Below are 19,934 nucleotides of genomic sequence, written 5' to 3' on the forward strand. Positions count from 1 at the left end.
AGCTCTAATTTTACTGATCAAGCCTTAAATCTAACAATATCATACAAATTACTAGATAAAACGATCACCTATTACTGTTCGTAGCATACCAGTTATTCTTACTTGTTAGACGACCAGAAATAGTCACATAAGCTAATTTTTGCCAACACCTGATGATTCATACTTACACCACGCCCTGCTGCTTCCAAGGCAAGTTTTTGATGAACAATGATGGAACACGAACAATAAATCGACCACTATATTAACCAAGGGGGGCAGTTTTTAAATGCCGTTAGGGGGGCATTTTTACACTGCCGCTAACACAGCTATCTTCCTAATTTTTTAAAATAGGTTTCACATTTTGAAGCGGGGCCAAAATTATATTTTAAAGCGGTATTGGCTCTAGCTGTTGCATATTCAATACCTTGAATTTCACGCTGCTGAGCAAAAACTTGAATCGCAGGATGTAACTGTTCTGAGCAACTGGCATCGTTGCTAAAGTATTTTAAAGTCTTGGTATTGGAAAAATATATTGCAGCAAACAATCGCCCATCTTTAAACACAATCGCGGATGAAGCATCTAAAGTGCTTCCAGACCGACCTTCATAATACAGCGCCTCATCTGTTTTCAGTAAATATGGCGCTGAGTAATTGTCAAAATTAGATTGAAATTTGGTGGTGTTTCAAAAAGTATACTGATTATATTTTAACCACAATTGAAATCTCATAAAGCATTAAAAATATAGTGAATTTAATTTACTTATTTTCAATTTCTCTATTGACAGAATTAACTAGCATACTTTTTGAAACACCACCTGAAATTTTAGATAATCATGCTTTAACAATGTTTGAAGTTCTGTTTGGATTTTTGGATTCAAAACAATTTGAGGAATTGATGAAATATCTGAATATTGAATGAAGTCTAGTTCTTGAGCATGAGTAAAACCGGAGATTGAAAAAAGTAGAAAAAGATAATAGTGATTCTTCATATCAAATTTATTATTTTTATGTCCATATTGACTTACTTATGGATTGTTCATTTTATATGGACACTTATGGAGTATCAATAAGAGTGAAACCCTTTTGAGCGTTCATAACATTCTCCACAAATGTTTTGTTAATTTTTTATAAGCTTTTTAAGCTACTTTGTAATTAGCATGTATTATGCCAACTTTTATTATATTTATTTTTAAATAAAAAACAGCACTTTATTTCACTATTTAAAAATTTATTTTTGAGCATTGTGTTTTTATGTAAAAAACTGACAAATATTGTCAGTTTCCCTCTTTCTAGTTCAACATAATTGGCGAATTGCTCAATTCATCAGCTTTATCCTCTATTTTATTGGCATAGAAATGATCCAAAATAGTCCCAACTTCAGTAACGGCATCGACTAAAGCCTGCCGATACTGTTGCTGTGCCATTTTTGCAATAATACTTTGGCAGACCTCGTCCCACACCTGCTGTGTAGTAGCTAACTGTATTCCACGGTCAATGACAATCTCGACTTTACGCTCACACAAGTTTAAGTACAGTAAAATCCCGCTATTCAACTCGGTATCCCACACACCGAGCTCAGCAAACAGTTGTTTCGCACGTCCACGAGTATCTAAATAATAGGCTTCTCGAGCAGGCATGTGCCCTTCGATCACCACTTGGATTTCACCAATGTGCCCATGTTCAGCAGCAGATACCGCTTGCGCAATCGCATGTTGATCTTGCTGATTAAAAAAGCGTTTACTAGCTGGCATATGTAATAAATGCTTTAACCAACGCTTAAAACTCGGTTGTACAACTTCATCTAGCTTTGGTTTAGTAACGATGTCCGTCGTTTCAGTTGTTGTTACCATGACCCTGATGCTCCTCCACCGCCGAAGCCGCCGCCCCCGCCACTATATCCACCTCCACCAAAACCGCCGCCGCCACGACCTCCGCGCCCACCTCCACCGCCAGAAGAGAGAAAGAGCTGAAATATCGTTTGGGCTAAGGCCGTGATGAGTAAAAAGAAAATCCCACCACCAATTAGCAAACTGGTGACTAAACCAGCTCCATTGACCAAGCCTGCCACGATGCCTGCAACTGCAGCCGTCGAGGCACTTAAACGCTTCCCCACCACAAATGAGCCAATTGCGCCAGCAATTAAGATAAATAAAGCAGTACTAAAGGTTTTACTTTTGGCTTCCTGCTCTCGAATGGCTTGGTCTTGGCGTTCTTGTAATTCCTGCGCTGCTTGGGCTGCAACTTCAGGGTCAAGATTTAAAATACGTTCAATTTCAGTAAGCCCTGCATTGATCCCTTGAGCATACTGAGCTTGTTTAAAATACGGTGTGATTTGTTGATTAATAATGCGATTCGCAATAATGTCAGGAATGACGCCTTCCAAACCATAACCCGTAAGAATTTGCATACGTCGGTCATTAACGGCAATTGCAATCAGCAAACCGTTGTCCTGCTTTGCTGAACCGAGCTGCCATTGGTCTGCAATACGCATTGCAAAACCAAAAATATCCTCTTGACCTGTGGTCGGGACAATCACTACGCCTATTTGGGCTTTTCCTGTGTCATGCAAGGCACGAATTTTTTGGCCAATAGCTTCCTTATCTTCAGCACTTAAAATATGTGCTTGATCGATCACGGGTTCATTTAAGGTCGGTAACGCCCATATCAATTCACCTTCTGCCATATCATTGGCAATGGGTGGTTGTGGCACGGCATCAGTATTGGTAGAGCTTACCTTATTAGAACTCGCTGCTTGCTGACCTTGAATCATCTTTCCAGCAACGATTGTTTCCGCAGCACCATCTGTTGCTGTAGCAACTTCCGCCCATGTTAAAGAACTTAGACACAGCAGTCCTGATAAAATGAATGCAAGCATCCATTTATAGGAAAACCGTAAGAACTGCTGCCGTCCTATCATTCATTCACCCTATAGCTACGATTGCGTGAGATCACTGAGGTTTCAACTAGTTAAATGATACCGTTGGTGCTTTTTGCGCACTTTGCTCCGCACTAAAGTTCGGTTTGGTGTCCATCCCAATCACCTTCGCAGTCATGACTTGTGGGAACTGACGTGCATAGGAGTTAAAGTCTTGTACTGTACTAATGTAGCGATTACGCGCTACCGCAATACGGTTTTCGGTACCTTCGAGTTGAACCTGTAAATCACGGAATTGCTCATTGGCTTTTAAGTCTGGATAGTTTTCTGAGACCGCAATTAAACGCGACAATGCACCTGTCATTTGCGCCTGAGCTTCTTGATATTTTTGGAATAATGCAGGGTCTTCTAATACTTCTTTATCGACTTTTAAACCTGCCACATTGGCACGAGCCTGTGTGACCTCAGTTAGGACTTGCTCTTCATGCTTAGCATACCCCTTCACTACATTCACCAAGTTCGGCACCAAATCTGCACGGCGCTGATATTGGTTTTGTACTTCCGACCAAGCAGCTGTAACTGCCTCATCTTTGACCTGTAAGGTATTATAACCACAGCCCGATAGCGTTAACGTGCTCACAAGGGCAACAACGACAGCAGTTTTTTTCATAAAATTCATTCAGCTATCCTCTTTCTTTTGTATTTATTGCAATAACCTGATTGTAAACACATTTGATTATCCTTTTGTTACTTTTAGTTAAAGTAGCTAAAAATGAAAGAACCGAGCGATATTCACTCGGTTTTGATTATTTATTTTTATACTTAAACTAAATAGCCGCGTGCAATTCCTGCTGAAAACCTTCGAGTTGATAGTTGTCTGCCAAACGGGTTTTCCAGTATTTCAACAGTTGGGTGTAATCAATATCTGAGGGATGAAAGTTGCTTTTGTAATAAGACAGATATTCAGGCAGCAATTGCACAAACATCTTCGCCAGTAAATACAACCCAAAGAGATTCCCACCCAATTTCGGTATACTCTTTTTGTGGTCTTGTAAAAATAATCGACTGGCTGAGTAAAAAGTTAAACTGGCGAAACCTGTCGTTACACTGCGCATAATTAAACGGCGAATCTTGTCATCACCATACACATCTTGATAAACATCGAAGGCAACCGCACGATGCTCAATTTCTTCAATGGCATGCCACACCCAGAGTTTAACCGCATCATCATCCAAGGTGCTCAATACCTCAGGATGCCTTAAGATATAGCCGCCTAGCAGTGCCGTAAAATGCTCAAAAGCACAGGTGATTGCGAGCTGAATTTTAGGATGCAGGTTTTTCACATCATCATCTTTACGCGCCAACCATGCCTGAAAACGGTCGAGATTATAATCATCACGGCGCCATGCAGCATTAAATGCCGTGTGTGCTTGAGAATGCATCGCCTCTTGACCAATAAATGCCGCAATCTGCACTTGCAGATTTTCATCCTTCACTTGGTCACGTACATTACGCACGCTATGCACAAAGAACTGCTCACCTATGGGAAAAGTCGAAGACAATGCCGTCAGCAAATGTGACATGACCGGTGAATTGGCAAAATAATGCCTGCGAATGGCTTTGGGGTTGAATTGCAAACGTCGAATCGTAATACCCTGAGCTTTTGGACGATGTTGATATAGTTTTTCTGTCGTCACTTGAGTCATGTCTATTTCCTAACATTTAACCGAGCGATCTTCAGTATCTGAATTTAGAGACCGTTCACATATGGCAAAAGTGCTTAGTACGTTTGCAAATTCGTCCATTTTTATCGGACTCTCCACCAGATCTTTTTCGATTTATCCCGATCCACCTCTTTCATATCATCTCAAGCAAACAGTGATCATAAAAAACCCGCCGAAGCGGGTTTTTGTGTTGAACGATTTAGATTAAATGTCTAAATAATCCAAAATACCTTCAGCTGCTTGACGGCCTTCCCAAATCGCTGTGACAACAAGGTCTGAACCACGAACCATATCACCACCCGCAAAGATTTTCGGATTTGAGGTTTGGAATTTATAGGTTTGCTGTTCAGCCGCAACTACACGACCTGAACCATCAAGGTTAATATTCACATTTGTAAACCAATCCGCAGGGCTGGTACGGAAACCAAATGCCAATAAAACTGCATCTGCAGGTAAAATTTCTTCTGAACCCGGAATTGGTTCTGGGCTGCGACGACCACGGCTATCAGGCTCGCCAAGTTGAGTCGTAACCACTTTTACGCCTGTGACTTTACCATTTTCACCTACAATTTCAATTGGTTGGCGATTAAACAAGAAGTTCACTCCTTCTTCTTTGGCATTTTGCACTTCACGACGTGAACCTGGCATATTTTCTTCATCACGACGGTATGCACAGCTCACCACTTCTGCACCCTGACGAATCGAAGTACGGTTACAGTCCATTGCAGTGTCACCACCACCTAGGACAATCACCTTTTTACCTTCAACACTGATGTACTCGCTTGGGTCTTTTTCCCAACCTTGAGTACGGTTGACATTGGCAATCAAGAAATCCAAGGCATCATAGACACCATTTAGATCTTCACCTGCGAAGCCACCTTTCATGTAGGTATAAGTACCCATACCCATGAACACCGCATCGTATTCAGTAAGCAATTGATCGATGGTGACATCTGTACCAATTTCAGTATTTAAACGGAATTCCACGCCCATGCCCGTGAAGATTTCACGGCGACGCTTCATCACATCTTTTTCCATTTTAAATTCTGGAATACCAAAAGTCAGTAGACCACCAATTTCAGGGCGTTTGTCGAATACTACAGGTTTAACCCCACTACGCACCAAAATATCAGCACAGCCTAGACCAGCAGGGCCTGCACCAATGATCGCGACTTTTTTATCTGTCCACTTTACTGAAGACATATCTGGACGCCAGCCCAGTGCAAACGCAGTGTCATTGATATATTTTTCAGCGTTACCAATCGTCACTGCACCAAAACCATCGTTTAAGGTACAAGCCCCTTCACATAAACGGTCTTGCGGACAAACACGACCACACACTTCTGGTAGCGTGTTGGTTTGGTGACACAGTTCTGCTGCTTGGAAAATACGGCCTTCAGCAATCAACTTTAACCAGTTTGGAATATAGTTATGTACTGGACATTTCCATTCACAATATGGGTTACCACACCCTAAACAACGGTGGGTCTGATTTGCTGCCACTTCCGCTGTAAAAGGTTTATAAATTTCCACAAACTCTGCTTTGCGGACCTGAATCTCTTTTTTCTCTGGATCTTGGCGTGCTACATCCAGAAATTGAAAGTCATTGTTTAGGCGCTCTGCCATGTCTCTCTCCGTGGGTAGGTGCAGCCCGTTTATCTATCGTCTGCACCTGCCTATGTATCAGCAGTAGTGGAATTATTGTGGATCAGCTTGAGTGGTTTTCAACAAAGTCTGTAAGTTGGCAGCTTTCGGTTTCACCAACCAGAATTTACGACTGTAGAAATCAAACTCGTTACGGATCTTGTACGCCCAAGCACTACCAGTCTCAGCAATGTGTTCATCTAAGATACGGCTTAAGAACTCTTTATGTTCTTCCATCGATTCAGTCGAAATACGATTCAGCTCAATCAGTTCGTGGTTGTAATGATCAACGAAGTCATTATCAAGGTCAAGAACGTAAGCAAAACCACCTGTCATCCCTGCACCGAAGTTGTGCCCCACTTTACCAAGTACAGTCACGATACCACCTGTCATATATTCACAACAGTGATCGCCTGCACCTTCAATTACAGCGAAAGCACCCGAGTTACGTACTGCAAAACGCTCACCTGCTGTACCTGCTGCGAACAATTTACCACCCGTTGCACCATATAAACAGGTGTTACCAATGATTGCCGTTTCTTGGGTTTGGAAAGGTGAACCTTTTGGTGGGAAGATCGACACACGACCACCTGCCATGCCTTTACCCACGTAGTCGTTCGCATCACCTTCTAATCGAATGTGCAAACCACCCGCATTCCAAACACCGAGGGATTGACCCGCAGTACCCACCAAGTTCATCTTCACTGGGTGCGCTTCCATGCTGAGGTTGCCATAACGACGCGCAATCTCACCTGAAATACGTGCACCAATTGAACGGTCACAGTTACCAATGGTGAAGTGATATTCACCTGTGGTCCCAGCTTCAATTGCTGGTAGCATTTCAGCAACCATTTTCTCAGCAAGCAAGCCTTTATCAAACGGTGCGTTACCTTCAACTTCACAGTACTGCGCCTTACCTTGCGCAGAAGGATGTGACTCCAGTAATGCGCTCAAATCAAGGTGCGCATGTTTCTCCGTTTCACCTGGAAGCATTTCAAGCAAATCTGTACGACCAATCAAGTCTTTGAGGCTTGAAACACCCAACGCTGCCAGCCACTCACGTGTTTCTTCAGCAATGAAGGTGAAGAAGTTGATGAGCATTTGTGGCTCGCCAATATAATGTTCTTGGCGTAAATGATCTTGTTGAGTCGCAACACCCGTTGCACAGTTATTCAGGTGACAAATACGCAGGTATTTACAACCTAAAGCAATCATTGGTGTAGAACCAAAGCCAAAGCTTTCTGCACCTAAAATGGCTGCTTTCACCACATCTAGACCTGTTTTCAAACCGCCGTCGGTTTGAACACGAACTTTACCACGTAAGTCATTGACACGAAGTGCTTGATGCGCTTCAGAAAGACCCAACTCCCAAGGCGAACCTGCATGGTGAATTGAAGACAATGGAGAGGCTGCTGTACCACCGTCATAACCTGAAATAGTAATGAAGTCAGCATAGGCTTTTGCCACACCTGCTGCAATGGTACCTACACCCGGCTCAGACACCAGTTTTACTGAAACCATCGCTTGAGGATTGACTTGTTTTAAGTCAAAGATCAATTGTGATAAATCTTCAATCGAGTAAATGTCATGGTGCGGTGGTGGAGAAATGAGGGTCACTCCCGGCACAGAATAACGTAAACGTGCAATTAATCCATTCACTTTACCACCTGGTAATTGACCACCTTCACCCGGTTTAGCCCCTTGCGCCACTTTAATCTGCAAGACTTCAGCAGAGGTTAAATACGCAGGTGTTACACCAAAACGACCTGATGCAATCTGTTTGATTTTCGAGTTACGAATGGTGCCATAACGCGCTGGATCTTCACCGCCCTCACCCGAGTTTGAACGACCACCAATGGTGTTCATCGCAATCGCAATCGCCTCATGCGCTTCAGGAGACAATGCTCCTAAAGACATGCCTGCAGAGTCAAAGCGCGGTAAAATCGCTTCTACAGACTCCACTTGATCTAGAGCAATCGAGTTATCTGTTTTTAACTTTAATAAGTCGCGAATTGTTGCCACTGGACGGTTATTCACCAGCTCAGCATATTCTTTAAAGTCTGCATATTGACCAGAACGCACTGATTTATGCAAAGCATTGATTACGTCTGGGTTGAACGCATGGTATTCCTTATCAAAGACAAATTTCAGCAAACCACCTTGATCGATTGGTTTACGTGTTTTCCATGCGGTATCGGCCAATTTCTTTTGGTCATTTTCAAGGTCAATAAAGGTTGCACCTTTGATACGGCTCGGTACACCCGTGAAGCATTTTGAAACCACTTCTTCAGACAGACCCACCGCTTCAAACAACTGACCACCACGGTAAGAGGCAACCGTAGAAATCCCCATTTTTGAAAGGACTTTTAACAAGCCTTTTTCAATGCCTTTACGGAAATTCACTTGTGCTTGAATTGGGTCACCTAATAGCTCGCCTTTTGCAACCAAGTCATTGATCACATCATAAGCAAGGTAAGGATAAATTGCTGTCGCACCAAAACCGAGAATAACCGCAAATTGGTGCGGGTCACGTGCCAGTGCTGTTTCAACAATAATGTTGGCATCGGTACGTAAACCGACATTAATTAGATAATGGTGCACAGCACCAGTTGCCATCAATGCATTGGCAGGCAAGAAACCTTGACGAATTTTCTTATCAGACAACACCAATAAGGTTTTGCCGTCACGAATCGCTTGCGCTGCTTCTTCACAGATACGCGCAATTGCAGCTTCTAGACCTTCATCTTCCGCATAATTTAAATCGATATCTGCAATCTCATAACCCTTACGACCCAGCGTACGGATTTGATGCATTTTCGAATTTGACAACACTGGGCTTGAAATGATCAAACGATCCGCATGCTCAGGGCTTTGTTCAAAAACGTTTTGCTCACGACCTAAACACGTTTCCAATGACATCACAATCGATTCACGTAATGGGTCGATTGGTGGGTTGGTGACCTGAGCAAACTGTTGACGGAAGTAATCCGACACATGACGTACTTGGCGAGACAAAACTGCCATTGGCGTATCATCACCCATTGAACCCACTGCTTCCTGACCACTTTCAGCGATTGGACGAAGCAATTGATCACGTTCTTCAAAGGTCACCATAAACATTTTTTGTGATGCTTTAAGGTCGTCGCCTTTTAAGCCTTGATCACATAAATATTCTTCAAGCTCTGGACTACCTTGTACACGAACTGAGTTTTCACGTAACCATTCACGGTAAGGACGCATTTTTTTCAAATGCGTGCTGACATCTTTAGTGTCGAGCATTTTACCTGTGAAGGTATCAATCACTAGGATTTGACCTGGACCGACACGACCTTTAGAAATTACATCTTCAGGCTCGTAGCCCCATACACCAATTTCAGACGCCAGTGTGATGTAACCATTTTTGGTAATCACCCAACGTGCTGGACGTAAACCGTTACGGTCCAACATACAAATCGCATGACGACCATCTTGAATCACGAGACCAGCAGGACCATCCCACGCTTCCATATGCTTCGAGTTAAACTCATAGAATGCACGTAAATCAGCATCTAAAGTTTCCACGTTCTGCCATGCTGGAGGAACCAACATACGCAGTGCACGGAACAAGTCCATACCGCCGCCCACAAGAATTTCAAGCATGTTATCTAAGCTTGAAGAATCCGAGCCAGTACGGTTCACGATTGGATTGAGCTCAGTTAAACCAGGCAATAATGGGTTTTCAAACTTTGGCGTACGCGCCATCGCCCAGTTACGGTTCGCAGTAATGGTATTAATTTCACCATTGTGTGCAAGATAACGGAATGGCTGAGCCAAAGGCCAACGCGGCAATGTATTGGTCGAGAAACGTTGGTGGAACACCACAATATGTGACTCAAGACGTGGGTCTGCCAAGTCTGTGTAGAAGTCAGCAATCGCTTCAGGCATCATCAAGCCTTTATAGCTAATCACTGTTGAACATAATGTGGTTACATAAAATGAAGGGTCATTAGTAAGCTGCTGTTCTGCACGGCGGCGTGCCAAGAAGAGTTTACGGTTAAACTCAACTTCAGACACACCCATTGGGCAGTTCACAATAATTTGCTCAAATGCAGGAAGTGACTGCATCGCAATCGAACCTAAAGCATCGTTATTGGTCGGAATCACACGCCACGCCAATACTCGACAGCCTTCAGATTCAATTTCTTTAGTTAGAATTTGTTTTGCATGTGCTGCAATTGCTGGATCGAGGCTTAAAAACACCGTGCCGACAGCAAAAACTTCACTGAGTGTAATATCACTGAGTTTTTTCGCTTCTTCACGGAAAAACTGTTTTGGCATTGCTAAGAGTAAACCGCAACCATCCCCTGTCTTACCATCTGCAGCAATACCACCGCGGTGGGTCATACAGCTCAGACTGTGCATAGCAGTCTTGACAAGATCATGGCTTGCATCACCCTGCATATGGGCGATTAAACCAAAACCACAGTTATCTTTAAACTCATCCGGTTGGTATAAACCTTGAGCGGGAGCTACAGTATTAGGCGATGGCATGTGCATAGCGTACCCTTCTTTCTACAGGCCCTGTCGGGCGTCTAACAATCTAATTACTTCTTGCCGATTCGTTCAATTGACTCATATTCAGATTCTGATTGAAGTACAGCATTTTTTCTTCACACCCAAGATAGACTGATTTTCGTCTTTATGCATGTCTTAATTGAAAAAATGTATGCAGCAGTCACGCACTTTTATAAGGCACTTGGCCGCTACTATTTCGCTCATAAATCGAATCTTTTTTGCGCCAAAACAGTGACATCAACTCAATTCATGCACCATTAAAGCAAGTTTTATGCCAATTATTTATTTTGTGTGTTAAGCGCTTTAGTTTTATTAGGTTTGTGTTTTTTACGTAAAAAACTAGTTCGAGGATAATCCATTTATTGCACCATATCTGTGCACATATGGAATTTACATTTTTTGATGCGCCATAATGATCCAATTTTAATTAAATGGGTCGGTCACTTCAGGTTCATTTGTTTTATTTTGTGGCGCATTCTCTACGGTCGTTTGTGACTTTTGCACATCAACCACATTTCCATCCGCATCACGACGAGTAACCGTTGTCGATGTGGTCGATTGTTTATTTTGTTCAACTGCTGCACGTGCCGCTTGTTGACGCGCAGCAAGCGTAGCTTCATCAATCACAGGCACAGCGGCTGGTTTCAACTGCACGGCATAGAGCTTATTGCTAAGTCCAAGTTCATCAGAACCGAGATCATTGACATATTCAGCATAGCTTTCAATTTTTTCAACTTTGGGTTGCACCGACTTCGGCAACGTCAGTTTTAAATCCGCCAATGCCTTTTGCGCCTCATTGGCATTTTTATACACACCATAGATCAGCACATATTGCTCAATTTGGTTTTCACCCGTCAGTCTTAAGTAACTAAACGCTTGACGATCAGATTGTCTTTGCAAAAAGCGCTTAATAATCGCCTCTTCTGAAACTCTAAACAACTCAACTGCACTGTTCTTTTTATTTTCCTGAATAAATTTGGTCCCACGGAATTCAGCTTCATGCTGCGCGATTGCTACAACACGTGTCGTCATATCCAAAGGTTTTACTTCATCGAGGAATGAACCTAAATGTGCGGTTGTTGCGACTTTTTCTGGCTGAATTTGTAACTCAACTTCAGATTCAGCTTTTTTTTCAACTTCAACCAAAGTCTCTTGATCTGTAATGGCCCAAAAGACTAAGGCGCCAAACAAGCATACCCCTCCGAATGCAAGCCAAATATAATTTTGCTTTGTCTGCCACTGGGTTCGAAGGGTTGTTGCCATAATAAAGTTATGCCTGCTCTTGGTTGGCTAAAATCGCCTGTTTCATCAATTCTACATCAAATGTTTTGGTAATGATGGCCTGTCCTACCGCTTGCATCAAAACCAAACGCAGTTGCCCGTTCAAGACTTTTTTATCATGAGCCATATACGCCAAAAAGTCATCGAGGGGAATCTGCGGACATACTATCGGTAAATTCGCGCGTTGAATGATATTTTTTGTACGCGCCAAATCTTCTGCACTGATCCATCCCATACGCTGCGATAAATCTGCTGCCATCACCATACCTGTTGCCACAGCTTCACCATGGAGCCATTCACCATAGCCTAGATAAGATTCAATCGCATGTCCAAAGGTATGCCCAAGATTCAATAAGGCACGCTCACCTTGCTCTTTTTCATCATTGGCAACAATACGCGCTTTATGGGCACAAGAACGATACACAGCTTCAGCCAGTGCAGCTTCATCACCCTGCACCAAATCATCTATATGTTGTTCCAACCAAGTGAGAAAGTCTGTATCCCCCAAGAGTGCGTACTTAATCACTTCTGCCAAACCTGCGGATAACTCACGTGCTGGCAGCGTTTTAAGTTGAGACATATCCGCCAAGACCACTTGCGGTTGTTGAAATGCCCCGATCATGTTTTTACCCAGCGGATGATTAATCCCTGTTTTACCACCAACACTCGAATCAACCTGTGAAAGAAGTGTCGTTGGCACCTGAATAAAATAGACCCCACGCTGGAAGCATGCTGAAGCAAAGCCCGCCATATCTCCAATCACACCACCACCTAAAGCTAAAACTGTACAATCACGGTTGAAGCCTGACGCTAGCAATGCATCAAAAATCAGGTTGAGGTGCTCAATATTCTTATATTTTTCTCCATCAGGCAAAATACAGGTTGCAACTGTTTTTCCCAACGCTTCAATTGCTGCCACGTAACGCGCTAAATACAAAGGCGCGACCGTTTCATTACTCACAATCATCACTTGGCGACCATGAATATACGGCTCAAGTAAAGCGTTTGGATCTAAATCACTACCAATAAAGATCGGGTAACGGCGTTCGCCAAGTTCAACATATAAGGTTTGCATGGATCAAATCACTTCAAAACTGAATCAAAACTACTTTAAAAGAATCAAGTTTAAGATACGCTGCGCAAGATCACGTGCAGCCCCTTGATTGGTCTCAATAATATAATGGGCAACTTCACGATATAAAGGATCTCGAACGCTGAGCAAGTCAGTTAACTTTTGTTCAGGATTCTCCACTTGAAGCAGTGGACGATTTTTATCACGATAGGTTCGCTGTAGTTGAATCTCTACAGGAGTATAAAGATAAACAACAATACCACGTTGTTTGAGAAATGCGCGATTTGGAGCCTGAGTCACCGCCCCACCACCTGTGGCCAAGACCAAGTTGGGTCGAGAGGTTAACTCATCGATTACAACCGTTTCACGACTACGAAATCCAAGCTCGCCCTCTTTTTCAAAGATCCATGGAATCGTTGCCCCTGTTTTACGCTCAATCTCATGATCGCTATCAAGAAACTCTCGTCCTAACAGTTCAGCTAAATGTCGTCCTACCGTTGTTTTTCCAGCCCCCATAGGCCCTACCAAATAAATATTTGGTAGGGTTTCAAACTCTTTGCTTGGCAAGGAGTCACCTTTTAGATTTGTTCAAATTAAAAATATATTAATGATTTCTTGAAACACTGTCATTAACAATTCGTGGTGTCACAAAAATCAATAACTCAGTTTGCGCACTAGATCTGGTGTTATTTTTAAATAAAGCACCCACTACAGGCAAATCCCCAAAAAATGGAACTTTCTCATATTGATTTTGCTTAATGTCATCAAAAATACCGCCAAGTACGACTGTTTCACCATCATCAACCAAAACATTAGTTTCAAGTTCATTTGTATTAATTAAATACCCTGCTGATGTTAGTGTACCAACTGTATCTTTTTCAATTTTTAGCGCCATTTGAACTTTACCATCAGGGGTGATACTTGGAGTCACCTCTAACTTTAAGTTAGCCGCACGGAATTCGGTTTTTAAGCCTTCCGTCGCACTCCATGTTTGATAAGGAATCTCTGTACCACGCAAGATATAGGCTTTCTGTTTATCACCAGTCAGTACTTTAGGTGCTGATAACACTTCACCATGACCATCCGCTTGAAGTGCGCTTAACTCAAGGTTTAACATATAATCTGAGATCTTCAGTAAACCAAAGTTAAACGTACCAGCCGTGTTTGTTGCTAAATCCACCCCCAAATCAAAACTTGGCTGGAAATCTCCGCCCCATACTGGGCTATTGCCCAGCTTCTTCGCGCTCCACTTAATCCCCAATTCGCGAGAAAAATCTGTTGACGCCGTTACAATACGGGCTTCGACCATCACCTGTTTAACTGCGACATCCAGCAAGTCAATCATGCGACGAATCTTGTCAATATTTTGCTGCCTATCATTAATAATTAAAGTATTGGTACGCGAATCAGAAACCGCACTACCACGAGCACTCAATAAACTTTCCAAAGCTAAGGAGTCTGAACCCGCTGTTCGGTTCGACTCACCTCCTTTACTATCACGAGAGTCCTCCAATAACTTCAGTACATCCGCCGATTTAGCATAACTCAATTGAATATAATCGGTTTGAATAGGTGAAAGCTTAATACTTTGCGCGATGGCTTTCGCCTCTTCTTCCTCAGATTTAATCAGCTCAGCTACAGGTGCAATCCAAATCACATTACCATTGCGTCGCTTATCCAAATTCTTGGTTTTCATTATGATATCAAGTGCCTGATCCCAAGGTACATCTTTAAGGCGCAAGGTAATATTACCTTGTACCGTATCCGAGGCCACCATGTTAATGCCTGTAAAATCAGCTAAGAGCTGTAATACACGGCGTACTTCAATATCTTGGAAATCTAAAGAAATCTTTTTGCCCGTATAAGCACTTGGTGCTTTAGGTGTTTAGTCCCAGATTTTAATGGTGCAATATTCTCAGATAAATGGAAGGAAGCACTATGGGACAAGTTCTACACAGCAGCGCCACAACGACACAGGCAGTGCGTCGAGCAATACAAAATAGTCAAGAGAGCTTAAGAACGCTAGCCAAGCGTTACGGCATCAATCAAAAGACCGTCGCAAAATGGAAGAAACGTACTTCAGTAGATGATCTTACAACCGGCCCAAAGAATCCTCGCTCAAGCGTGTTATCGCCTGAAGATGAGGCGGCAATTGTTGCTTTTCGAAAACGCACTTTGTTGCCGCTAGACGATTGCCTTTATGCATTGCAGCCGAGTATTCCTTATCTGACACGCTCGTCGTTACACCGCTGCTTACAGCGGCATGGTATTTCACGACTGCCTGAGGTACAAGGTGATCGCCCTGTCAGGAAGCGCTTCAAGAGCTACCCCATTGGTTACTTTCATATCGACATCGCTGAGATGCAAACAGCACAGGGTAAGCTTTATCTCTTCGTTGCCATTGATCGCACTTCCAAGTTTGCGTTCACTGAATTGCATACTAAAGCCAGTAAGATGGCAGCCGCGGAGTTCATGCGCAATCTGGTTAAGGCTGTGCCCTATAGAATCCATACGGTGCTAACAGATAACGGCATCCAGTTCACGAACCGCACCTGTGATCGCTACGCCTCTGAGCACATCTTTGATCGGGTTTGTACTGAATGTGGCATTGAACATCGTCTTACCAAGGTTAAGCATCCATGGACCAATGGACAGGTCGAGAGGATGAACCGAACGATTAAAGAAGCTACTGTCAAACGGTTCCATTACGACGATCACACTCAGCTATGCATTCACCTTGCTGATTTTATTGCTGCATACAACTTCGGCCGCAGACTCAAAACACTCAGGGGCCTGACTCCCTACGAATTCATCTGCAAACAGTGGACAGATGAACCTGAACTTTTTAAAATTGATCCGATCCATCAAATGCCGGGACTAAACACCTAGGCTTCATTGGATTTTTATCTTCAGGACGCTTTAAACTAATGGTGAGCTTATCTTCTGCCTGATAAGCCATATATTCAAAACTGCCATTCGATTGGATCGTGATCAGGCCGTTACTGCCATCATTTTGTGCATCAGTGGTCGATACAGGCGTTGCGAAATCATTCACATTGAGACGGCGCGATAAGTGGGCAGGAATTTTATTCCCCAAAACGCGCACCACAATTTTACTGCCTTGTTGTTTCACATCGACAGGGGTATTGCTACCTTTTAAATCAATGACAACTTGGCCTTCGCCGTCTGAACCACGTTGGAATCCAATATTTGAAATACCTTGCTCTGAACGCGCTGCAGCAACAGGTGTTGCTAGCGCTGGGTTCGCTGAGTTAATTTTCAGAATAAAAGTATTACCTTCAACACGTGTAGTAAATGCACCAGCATCAGCCAAATTTACAGTTAAACGTGAACGCTGCGCAGCTGAAGTTACATCTACTGTACTTGCTTCAGCCGTTGCCACCGCAATACTGCCTTGTTTTAAGCTCTGCTGCGCTTTATCAAAATCCAAAACCAAACGTGATGGCTGTTCCAACTGATAGGCTTGCGGCTGTGGTGGCAAACCGTTGAACATGACACGAATTTCTGTTCCCTGTCCCGGAATTTGCATCGGCACAATATTCGTAATACTGACTTGCGCACTTGCAGCCTGCATCACCGCCATTGCAATTGCACCCATTGAAAACTGACGGAACATATGGTTCATCGTATTGCCATCCCCAAATATAAAATCTTTAGCACTATTTTTCATTTTTATTCCTTTTCCTTTTTTAAGGCGCCGGCCCAATTAATACTAGGCTTCTCGGGCGCTCGACATAGCCCTCACGCCCATCCAGAATAATTTCAATCAAATCAATTTGTGTAGCGGTGATATTAATCACACGACCATGATTCATCCCCAAATAACTACCACGCTGCACGCGTTCAATTTCACCATCCGGTGTTTGAATCAACGCCAAAATTTGTCCATTTTGTCCGCGCATGCTTCCTTTCATGTTAAGCGATTCAATCGCATAACTTTCCAAGGGTTGTAATTGGCGCGATAGGTTTAGATAGACACGCTTTCCAGCCATAATCTTCAGTTCAGCCGCTAAAGAGCTTGGCATAAACGGGCTCTTTAATTGGTGCGCAGCATAGTTAAAGGTCGGTACAGGTGGGAAATCTGGCGCTGGCTCAATCGGCAATGGTGGCTGATTGCGAATTTCAGCCATTTGCATATTGACCGCATCAATACGTGAATCACAACCGACAAGGAATAGTCCTACGCAGAGACTAAGTAAGAGGTTTTGATGTTTCATTACTTGGCACCTCCCGCATCGGCTTTCTTATCATTTTTTGTATCTTTTACATCAACATCCGTTGTAGCCGTTGCCCCGACATAACGGTAGGTTTTCGCTTTTACACTATATGAAATTTGCGGAATATCCGTCTTTTTATCATTGTTACTTGATGCTGAGATATCGAAGTCATGCAAGGTAACAATACGCGGTAAAGCTGCAATTCCACTGACAAATGAACCAAAAGAATGATAATCACCCGTCGCTTCAATGGAAATCGGCTGTTCGATAAAGAACTCTTGGCGAATTTCTGGTTCTAAACGAATATTTTTAAACTTTAATCCAGAATTTACGCCGCTCACGTTGATATCTTCAACCAAGCCAGGAATTTCAGTTTCTTTCGGCAGCTGTTCTAACTGCTGATTAAAATTGGCTTCCATTTCTTGCAATTGCACTTGATATTGCTGCAAATTACGTAATTTTGAATCTTTTTCACGAAACTCATTCAGTAAATTTTGTTCTTGTGCATGTGCATTTGAAATCGCATCAAGCTTCGGCTTAATCACGACAAAATAACCCAATGCCCCAATCACTAAAATGATAAAGATCCAACAAGTCAATTTGACTGAAAAGGGCCAACTACCGTAATTGTTTGGATCTAAGGTATTAAACTGTTGAAAAAATTTATCAACCGTCATTTTTTTCTTGGCTACAGCATGGTTTTCTGATGTTAATTCTTCAAATTCATCGCGACTCATTGTGCTGCCCCCGCTGTTGAATTATTAACTGTGCTTGCGGCTTCAGGTGTAGTCGCATCAGGCGCTACTGGCTGTGCAATCTCATCTAAATCTGCCGTGACCACAAAGGTGCCATAGGTTTCTTCAACACGTGGCACGATAGAACTTGGTGCTTTATCTTTTTTCTCTTCAGCAACCAAGAATGAATTCATAAAGGCATTGCGATACCACGCAGATGCTTCGAGATTACGTAAGAATTCCGCAACTGTATTCGGGCTTTCCGCTTTACCTTCAATGGTAAATTTATCACCTGTACGCACAAACTTAGTAATGTACATATTACTCGGTGTAACACGTACCATTTCATCGACCAAACGCACAGCCACAGGACGTTGACCTTGCAAGCCTTGGATCAACTTCATCCGTTCAACAATCGCATTTCGCTGTTCTTGCAAACCTTCCAATGACTTTAATTGGACATCTAAGTTTTGATTGGTACTCACCACCAACTGATTGGCTTGTTCTTGATCTTCAAGTTTTTGACTGTAAAAAAACCACGCCAAAGCAACAGCTAAAACCCCAACTAATGCAGCCCCAACACAATAGGCAATAAATTCTTTTTTTCGTTTCTCTCTTAACGCATCACGCCAAGGGAGTAGGTTTATTTTTGCCATTAATCAAAACTCCTCAATGCCAATCCACATGCCACCATGAGTGATGAAGCATCATTTTCAATTTTTTTAATGTCGATTTGTGGAGAAAAGCCCATCTGTAAAAATGGGTTGGCAATGGTGACCCGATAACCTAATTTTTGTTGTAATAACTTCGCCAGTCCTGGAATATTAGCATTCCCCCCTGCCAATAAAATATGGTCGATCTCATTAAATTGAGAGGACGCAAAGAAGAACTGCATAGAGCGTGCAGCTTGCTCCACTAAAGCTTCAAGAAATGGCTCAAGGACTTCAATATCATAATCATCAGGCAAAGTACGGCTTTTTTTGGCACGCCCTGCTTCCGCAAAAGATAAACCATAACGGTTTTGAATTTCCTGGGTCAGTTGTTTCCCCCCCGAACACCTGCTCACGCGTATAAATGACTTTATTATTTCTCATAACGGACAAGGTGGTCATGGTATGACCAATGTCTAAAATCCCAACGGTATTTACGCCCATTGGAAGCGTATCTGAAAAGACTTTGAATGCATTTTCAATGGCGAAACTTTCAACATCGGCAATCTTAGGCGTTAAACCGCCCAACTCCAATGCTTCGGCACGTGCCTCTACATTTTCAATGCGGGTTGCAACGAGGAGTACATTGACACGATTTGGATTGGTAAACGGTCTGGAAGGACTTCAAAGTCCAAACTCGCCTCATCTAATGGGAATGGAATATATTGCTCAGCATCATCACGAATCTGAATTTCACGTTCGTCATCGTTCATATCGGCATCCATTTCAATGATTTTAGTAATCACCATGGAAGTCGGAACTGCCAGCGCTACGTCTGTCGATTGAACATTGGCCAAATTTACCGCACGCTCAAGGGCATCACCAACTGCTTCTGGATTCAATATATTTTTTTCGACCACACTTCCTTCTGGTAATGGGACTAGTGCATAGCTCTCCACCCAATACCGATTGTTTTTAACAGAAAGTTCCAATACCTTAACAGAAGTCGAACTAATATCTACTCCTATTAACCCCTTACTTGGCTTACGATATAACCTGAGCACAGTATCATTCCTATTATTTTTTTATCCCCCAAAAAAAGTAACCCACTAATTAGTCCGCGTCTATAATTTTATACGGATACAATAACTCATCTAACATTCCGTATGTGTACAGGATATAC

Annotated in this window: 13 protein-coding genes and 4 pseudogenes; 1 reads left to right on the forward strand and 16 read right to left on the reverse strand. The window is 42.8% G+C overall.

Features of this window, described 5'->3' with window-relative positions:
• Positions 1–305 precede the first annotated feature (305 nt).
• The 11 genes and pseudogenes from AC4CUX_RS05545 to AC4CUX_RS05595 form a co-directional block, all read right to left on the reverse strand.
• Positions 306–653, reverse strand: a pseudogene (locus tag AC4CUX_RS05545) (hypothetical protein); the annotation flags it as partial.
• Positions 654–1,268: 615 nt separating this feature from the next.
• The gene (locus AC4CUX_RS05550) at positions 1,269–1,829 is read right to left on the reverse strand and encodes a TPM domain-containing protein (RefSeq protein ID WP_005401342.1); all 561 of its coding nucleotides are present in this window, start codon (positions 1,827–1,829) and stop codon (positions 1,269–1,271) included.
• A complete protein-coding gene (locus AC4CUX_RS05555; RefSeq protein ID WP_005401343.1) occupies positions 1,823–2,896 on the reverse strand; it encodes a TPM domain-containing protein in 1,074 nt (357 codons plus the stop codon). Before AC4CUX_RS05555 ends, AC4CUX_RS05550 begins: the two co-directional genes overlap by 7 nt.
• A 46-nt stretch (positions 2,897–2,942) precedes the next feature.
• Positions 2,943–3,533 carry a LemA family protein gene (locus AC4CUX_RS05560; RefSeq protein WP_005401344.1) on the reverse strand — a complete coding sequence of 197 codons (591 nt, stop codon included), beginning with the start codon at positions 3,531–3,533 and terminating at the stop codon, positions 2,943–2,945.
• Positions 3,534–3,681: 148 nt separating this feature from the next.
• A complete protein-coding gene (locus AC4CUX_RS05565) occupies positions 3,682–4,560 on the reverse strand; it encodes a metal-dependent hydrolase (RefSeq protein WP_005401345.1) in 879 nt (292 codons plus the stop codon).
• Between the two features lie 222 nt (positions 4,561–4,782).
• Entirely contained in the window at positions 4,783–6,204 is a 1,422-nt protein-coding gene (locus AC4CUX_RS05570; RefSeq protein WP_005401346.1) for an FAD-dependent oxidoreductase, read from the reverse strand.
• 72 nt (positions 6,205–6,276) lie between these two features.
• Positions 6,277–10,752 (reverse strand): glutamate synthase large subunit, encoded by a 4,476-nt coding sequence (gene gltB / locus AC4CUX_RS05575; protein ID WP_171054262.1) that lies wholly within the window; start codon positions 10,750–10,752, stop codon positions 6,277–6,279.
• 447 nt (positions 10,753–11,199) lie between these two features.
• A complete protein-coding gene (locus AC4CUX_RS05580; protein ID WP_279044219.1) occupies positions 11,200–12,039 on the reverse strand; it encodes a hypothetical protein in 840 nt (279 codons plus the stop codon).
• 7 nt (positions 12,040–12,046) lie between these two features.
• Positions 12,047–13,132, reverse strand: coding sequence for a 3-dehydroquinate synthase (gene aroB / locus AC4CUX_RS05585; protein ID WP_005401349.1), 1,086 nt, complete (start codon positions 13,130–13,132; stop codon positions 12,047–12,049).
• A 30-nt stretch (positions 13,133–13,162) separates the two neighbouring features.
• The gene (gene aroK / locus AC4CUX_RS05590) at positions 13,163–13,696 is read right to left on the reverse strand and encodes a shikimate kinase AroK (RefSeq protein ID WP_005401350.1); all 534 of its coding nucleotides are present in this window, start codon (positions 13,694–13,696) and stop codon (positions 13,163–13,165) included.
• A gap of 37 nt (positions 13,697–13,733) precedes the next feature.
• Positions 13,734–15,011: pseudogene (locus tag AC4CUX_RS05595) on the reverse strand (type IV pilus secretin PilQ); the annotation flags it as partial.
• Between the two features lie 56 nt (positions 15,012–15,067).
• On the opposite strand from AC4CUX_RS05595, the gene AC4CUX_RS05600 reads away from it, so the two are divergent.
• Positions 15,068–16,018 (forward strand): IS481 family transposase, encoded by a 951-nt coding sequence (locus AC4CUX_RS05600; RefSeq protein WP_006582413.1) that lies wholly within the window; start codon positions 15,068–15,070, stop codon positions 16,016–16,018.
• 10 nt (positions 16,019–16,028) lie between these two features.
• On the opposite strand, the pseudogene AC4CUX_RS05605 reads toward AC4CUX_RS05600, so the two are convergent.
• The 5 genes and pseudogenes from AC4CUX_RS05605 to AC4CUX_RS05625 form a co-directional block, all read right to left on the reverse strand.
• Positions 16,029–16,775, reverse strand: a pseudogene (locus AC4CUX_RS05605) (AMIN domain-containing protein); the annotation flags it as partial.
• Positions 16,776–16,839: 64 nt separating this feature from the next.
• Positions 16,840–17,367: a pilus assembly protein PilP gene (locus AC4CUX_RS05610; protein ID WP_005401352.1), complete on the reverse strand. Its 528-nt coding sequence runs from the start codon at positions 17,365–17,367 to the stop codon at positions 16,840–16,842.
• A complete protein-coding gene (locus AC4CUX_RS05615) occupies positions 17,367–18,104 on the reverse strand; it encodes a type IV pilus inner membrane component PilO (RefSeq protein WP_005401353.1) in 738 nt (245 codons plus the stop codon). The genes AC4CUX_RS05610 and AC4CUX_RS05615 overlap by 1 nt, the downstream gene beginning before the upstream one ends.
• Positions 18,101–18,757: a PilN domain-containing protein gene (locus AC4CUX_RS05620; RefSeq protein WP_005401354.1), complete on the reverse strand. Its 657-nt coding sequence runs from the start codon at positions 18,755–18,757 to the stop codon at positions 18,101–18,103. The genes AC4CUX_RS05615 and AC4CUX_RS05620 overlap by 4 nt, the downstream gene beginning before the upstream one ends.
• A pseudogene (locus tag AC4CUX_RS05625) lies at positions 18,757–19,815 on the reverse strand (pilus assembly protein PilM). Before AC4CUX_RS05625 ends, AC4CUX_RS05620 begins: the two are co-directional and overlap by 1 nt.
• Positions 19,816–19,934 lie beyond the last annotated feature (119 nt).

This window comes from Acinetobacter sp. 231_lipA, from assembly GCF_058243005.1.